This is a genomic window from Streptomyces sp. NPDC017936, from assembly GCF_044328485.1.
Classification (GTDB): Bacteria; Actinomycetota; Actinomycetes; order Streptomycetales; family Streptomycetaceae; genus Streptomyces.
In genome coordinates, this window is record NZ_JBIRHK010000001.1 from 1 (window position 1) to 5,128 (window position 5,128).

Here is a 5,128-nt window from a genome sequence, read left to right on the forward strand (position 1 = left end):
TGGTCACCCACTCCACGAGCGCATGCGGCAGGTCGAGTGCGGCAGGATAGATGACCAACGAGGCCCCCGAGCCGTGTGGTTGAGACGTCAGACATCTCGATCAACTGCCCGGGGGCCTCGCTCGTTGCGCTCCGCGGACGTCACCCGATCAGTGGCCCACTCGAAGAAGCTCAGTGAAGCGTGCTCCGCCTGGCTACCGAGACTCCGGCTAGCCGACGGTGAAGTCCGCCGCCTCGGTGTCCAGGGTGGTGGTGCCGTCCTCGGCGGTGGCGAGAACGGCGACGTGCCAGGTTCCTCGCGGGGACGAGGCGGCCTCGGCGGCGGTCACCGCAACCGTGTACACGCACCGCGCGGTGTCCGCACCGGCGGGTTCGCAACGGGCTGACTCCGCCTGGGTCATCTCCTCGGCGGTCGGCTGCTTCGCAGCCAGTTCGGACTTCTCCGGCCAGGCCAGCACCTTGAGGCTCTTGACGCCGGAGGACGCCGTGACCTCGGTGGAGAAGACGAACGAGCCGTCCCGCCCGCCCTCCGCGGCGGCGTGACGGGCGGTGCTGTGTGCCAGGGCGGGCGCCTGGTCCCCGGCATAGGCGAGGGCGAAGGCCCCGGCACCCGCGAGGACGACGACACCGGCAACAGTGGACAGGGCGATACGACGGGACATGACGAGTTCTCCGTAACACTCTCGGCTGAAGGGACCCGGCGCTCTCGACCGCGCCGCCGCACCGATACTCGCAACGCGAAGCCGCCCCGGACCTGAGTACGCACACTCAACTCCGCCTGGGTGATCGGGTCGGGACCGCCGACAGCTCACCCAGGCCTTTCGGGAAAGGGCCGCCTCCCCGCCCGCGCGGTCCGACGCCCTCTCCCGTACGAGGCGGCACCGCCCTCCCCCGCCGACGACCCGTCATCGGCCGACAGGCCCACTGGTCGGCCGGCATCCGGGGGTTGTCGTGCAGGGTCGGGCAAGAGGCCCTGTCCTGGTGAAGCCGACTTGGGCACCGGACCACTTCGGCGCTCCGGCCTTCGGCCTCACCCTCGCCCTCGCCCTCGCCCTCGCCCTCGCAGTGGCGGTCCTTCCCGTCCTGCGCACCATCACCGCCGGCGTCGAATCCGCGCCGGCCGCGACGTGCCCGTGCAACGTCGGAAGTGCCTGCTCCCCCGGCTGCGACTTCTTCTGCTCCTGCACCACGAGTTGGGGATGCGGCTGCGGCTGGGTCTGGACCTGCAACGGCACGTACTGCGCCTGAGGGACGCAGGGTGTGACGCAGCCGCGCGCTGGACCCCGGCCGGGAGGAGCGGCTCCCGACCGGAAGCGTCACGCCCGAGTCGCCCCCGGCCACGTGAGGAGGCGGGCGAACGGCTCCGCCTGTTCCACGGCGTCGTCCAGCGCGTGGCGGGTGTGCCGCCGCGCGGACAGCGGCACCGGCGGCCTGGTCCGCTTCGGCACCGCCCGCAGGGGGACCCCGGCCGAGGAACTCGAAGCCGAGCCGGAGTAATCGCGGGCGGCTCCGGCGGAGACGGGAGCCGACGGGCTCGTGGTCCGGGCCTGTGCTCAGGCCGTTGCGGGCCGCCCGGCGGCGCCGGTGATCTGCTCCCGGATCGCGAAGCCCTTGGTTCCGATTCGCCTTCAAGAAGTCGAAAGTCGAGGAAGGCAAGTGCCGTTGGTCATTCATTCTGTTACATCTGGATGACCAGCAGGCGACACGCCGACTCCAGGGTGGCGCGAAGGCGTTCCCGACTTCCTGTGGACTGCGGGCACGCCCTCCAGTGGCGCGAAGAGGCCTGCGGGGCAAAACTTCATCGCTAAAACCGCTGGCCAGAAGCACGGTGTGGGAAAGTGTTACCTCAAGGGGGTTTCTGTTCAAGCGCGTTGGACGCCCAGCTGATCAGTCGATGAGATTTGGACAACCGACCGTCCCTCTCTGCCTGTTCGCTTCATTCCTTGAAAGCATCGAGCTGTTCCAGGTGGTGCGTACCGCTGCCTGGGGCCGGTCGTGCCGGTTCATGTCCGGCATCCGCGTCACCGGCCGTCGCGCGTACGGCCGGACACAGGGAGAGCTGCAGAAGTGACTGACAGACCGTCATTATCAAGATATTCTCCGATATCCGGATCTCACCCTCTTCGGGGCGCCGCCACTCCGCGCAAGCGCGCGGTGCTGACCGCGGCGCTCACCGTGGGAGCGCTCCTGCTCCCGGCCGCTACGGCTGCGGGCCCGGCCGCCTTCGCCGCGGACAAGGACCGGGCGCCCCGGCAGATCGAGGTCCGGCCCGAGCCCGGGTCCGGGAGCGTCGAACTCTCCCCCGAAGAGCGGGAGAAGCTGCTCGGGTCGGCCGCCGCCGGCGGTGCCGCCACCGCCCGCCGGCTGAAGCTCGGCGACCGTGAGAAGCTCGTGCCGAGAGATGTCGTCAAGGACGCGGACGGCACCGTCCACACCCGCTACGAGCGCACCTACGCCGGGCTCCCGGTGCTCGGCGGCGACCTGGTCGTCCACCAGGACGGCGACTCCGGGACCGTCACCAAGGCCACCTCGGCGCAGATCGTTGTGGACACGACCGAGCCCGCCGTCACCGTCGGCACCGCCAGGAAGGAGGCGCTGGCAGCGGGCAAGGAGAAAGGGACCGCCGGGGCCGCCACTGCGCAGGCCCCCCGCCAAGTCGTCTGGGCGGGCTCCGGCGAACCCGTCCTGGCCTGGGAGACCTTCGTCACCGGCGTCCGGCAGGACGGCACCCCGAGCCGCCTCCAGGTGGTGACCGACGCCACCACCGGCGAGCGACTGCACAGCGCGGAGCAGATCCGCGCCGGTGAGGGCCACAGCCAGTACAGCGGCCCCGTGCAGGTGGGCTCGGTCCACAACGGCACCGCGTACGAGTTGTCCGACCCGGCGCGCGGCAACCACCGGACCTACTCGTTCGCCCCGGACAACACGCAGAGCCTGCTCACCGACGACGACGACCACTGGGGCGACGGCACCGCCGCCCACGAGCAGACGGCCGCCGTGGACGCCGCGTACGGCGCACAGAAGACGTGGGACTTCTACCGGGACCGGTTCGGCCGCAACGGCATCGCCGACGACGGGGTGGGAGCCCGCTCCCGGGTCCACTACGGCAGCGGATACGCCAACGCCTTCTGGGACGACCTGTGCTTCTGCATGACCTACGGTGACGGCATCGGCGACGCCCGGCCCGTGACCTCCATGGACATCGCGGCCCACGAGATGAGCCACGGCGTCACCTACGCCACCGCGAACCTGTACTACTCGGGTGAGTCGGGCGGCCTCAACGAGGCGACCAGCGACATCATGGCCGCAGCCGTGGAGTTCTACGCGGACAACCCGCTGGACACGCCGGACTACACCATGGCCGAGCTGATCGACCTGCGCGGCACCGGACAGCCGATCCGGTACATGGACCGGCCCTCCAAGGACGCCTCCTCGAAGGGGACGTCCCAGGACTACTGGACCTCCGAGACCAGGAAGCTCGACCCCCACTTCAGCTCCGGGGTGGGCAACCACTTCTTCTACCTGCTCGCCGAAGGCAGCGGCCGGAAGACCGTCAACGGCATCGCGTACGACAGCCCCACCTACGACGGCAACCCGGTCGCCGGCATCGGCATCGAGAACGCCGCCGCCATCTGGTACCGGGCCCTGACGGTCTACATGACCAGCCGCACCGACTACGCGGGCGCCCGCGTCGCCACGCTCCGGGCCGCGGACGACCTCTTCGGCATGGCCGACGGCGCGTACACGGCCGTCGGCAACGCCTGGGCCGCGGTCAACGTCGGCCCCTCGTACGTCAACAACATCGCGGCCGTCGTTCCGTCCACCCAGAAGTCCGCAGTGGGCCAACCCACCGAACTGCGGATCGATGCGGTCTCGACCCGTCCCGGCGCTCTCGGCTACGCCGCGACCGGCCTGCCCGCCGGACTGAGCATCGACACCGCCACCGGAGTCATCAGCGGAACCCCGACGGCGGCCGGCGACTTCTCCACGGTCGTCACCGTCACGAACTCCGCCTCGGAGACCCGCGAACTGTCCTTCGCCTGGTCCGTACTGGCCTCCGGCGGGGACTTCTTCACCAATCCGGCCCGGGTCGACATCCCCAACTGGGTCACCGTCGAGTCACCCCTCACCGTCACGGGGCGGACCGGCAACGCGCCCGCCGACCTCAAGGTGACCGTCGACCTCGTCCACGACTTCATCGGCGGACAGGTGATCAACCTCGTCGCCGAGGACGGCACGGTGATCCTGGTGAAGGACTTCGTCTGGGACGAGGGCACGGAACTCCACGACACGTTCACCGTGGACGCGTCGGCCGTGCCCGCCAACGGCACGTGGAAGCTGCGCGTCACCGACAACACTCCCGGCATCTTCACCGTCGACCCCGGATACCTCGACGGCTGGAGCCTGACCTTCTGAGGCTCCCCTCCGCCGCGGCACGACCTCGAGGAGCCCGGCCGTCCCCCGGACGGCCGGGCTCCTCTCCGCAGACCGCGGGCAAGAACGGTGTTCCTGGAGTTGTCGAGGATCCAGCTGGTGTCCGTCGATGAACTCGCAGATCGCGCCTTCGACGCCGGCCGGGTGGCGTGGAGCCGTCTCCCCTGGGGGTCTTGCTGGTCTGTGCGGGCGCCGGCGCCTCGTGTGCGGGCGGGCCGGTCCGGGCGTGGGGTGCGCTGCTGTGAGGGGAACCGGGCCACGGTGCAGGGGGTCATGGCAGGTGGTTCGACCCGTGCTCCGCTGGTCCGGCCGTTGGGACGGGTGACCTGGCGGTCGTCGAAGTCGATGGTGAAGTCGTCCCGGGCGAATCGGAACAGCGGGGCGGCGCCCGCCGGTCCGCACCGGTGGAGGTGCCGGCCCACGTCGGGTCGGCGGGGACGTGCTGACCCAGCAGTGTGCCGACGTGGACCACAGCGGACCGGAGCACGCACCGCCCGCCCGGTGCCGATCACGCTCCGGACGGACCGGGGGGTCGCTCGGCCGGCCTCCGGGACGAGCGCTTCGAAGGCGCGTGCGGGTCATGGGGGCGGGGGGCCCCCCCCCCCCCCCGGGGGCCCCCCCGGGGGGGGGCGAAGGGCGGCGGGGGGCACGACCCAGGCCCGGGCGGCCCACCCGAAAGTTGTGGCCGGCCCGGC

General features: G+C 71.0%; 3 protein-coding genes. 2 read left to right on the plus strand and 1 reads right to left on the minus strand.

The annotated features are described in order from the left end of the window. Positions 1–208: 208 nt before the first annotated feature. Positions 209–661 (minus strand): DUF5707 domain-containing protein, encoded by a 453-nt coding sequence (locus tag ACH4F6_RS00005; RefSeq protein ID WP_397957496.1) that lies wholly within the window; start codon positions 659–661, stop codon positions 209–211. Positions 662–980: 319 nt separating this feature from the next. On the opposite strand from ACH4F6_RS00005, the gene ACH4F6_RS00010 reads away from it, so the two are divergent. Both ACH4F6_RS00010 and ACH4F6_RS00015 read left to right on the plus strand, forming a co-directional pair. Further along, positions 981–1,247 carry a hypothetical protein gene (locus ACH4F6_RS00010; protein ID WP_397957497.1) on the plus strand — a complete coding sequence of 89 codons (267 nt, stop codon included), beginning with the start codon at positions 981–983 and terminating at the stop codon, positions 1,245–1,247. A 906-nt stretch (positions 1,248–2,153) separates the two neighbouring features. After that, entirely contained in the window at positions 2,154–4,415 is a 2,262-nt protein-coding gene (locus tag ACH4F6_RS00015) for a M4 family metallopeptidase (RefSeq protein WP_397957498.1), read from the plus strand. The last annotated feature ends 713 nt before the right edge of the window (positions 4,416–5,128 follow it).

Bases quoted from the DNA above. Each gene is read 5' to 3' on its own strand.
- ACH4F6_RS00005 (WP_397957496.1), bottom strand. From the start codon at position 661: ATGTCCCGTCGTATCGCCCTGTCCACTGTTGCCGGTGTCGTCGTCCTC.